General features: G+C 73.7%; 1 protein-coding gene. It reads left to right on the top strand.

Annotated features, from left to right (window positions below; translation table 11 throughout):
- On the top strand, nt 1–266 hold a 266-nt coding region (locus ACZ3HH_RS30295; RefSeq protein WP_465810303.1), incomplete at both ends, for an AMP-binding protein.

Genomic DNA, 266 nt, shown 5'->3' with positions numbered 1-266 from the left:
CCCCGCGATTTCCGGCCAAGAGCTGCTCGACCGCACGAGCTTCGCCCCACCGGCGCGCACCCTCATCGATATCCTCGCCGACGTGGCGTCCCGGCATCCGGAGGCCTCCGCGATCGACGACGGGTCGGGTGCGCTCAGCTACCGCGAGCTGCTCGCGCGCGTGTGGCGAACCGCGGCGGCCCTGCACGCGGCGGGGGTGCGCCGCGGCGACCGGGTCGGGGTGCGCATGCCGTCCGGCTCGAAGGAGCTGTACGTCTCGATTCTCG

The sequence above is a fragment of the Pseudomonas sp. PME37.24/025 genome, from assembly GCF_055556615.1.
The sequence above is the reverse complement of the archived record's forward strand: the minus strand, read 5'-3'. Positions and strand labels throughout refer to the sequence as shown.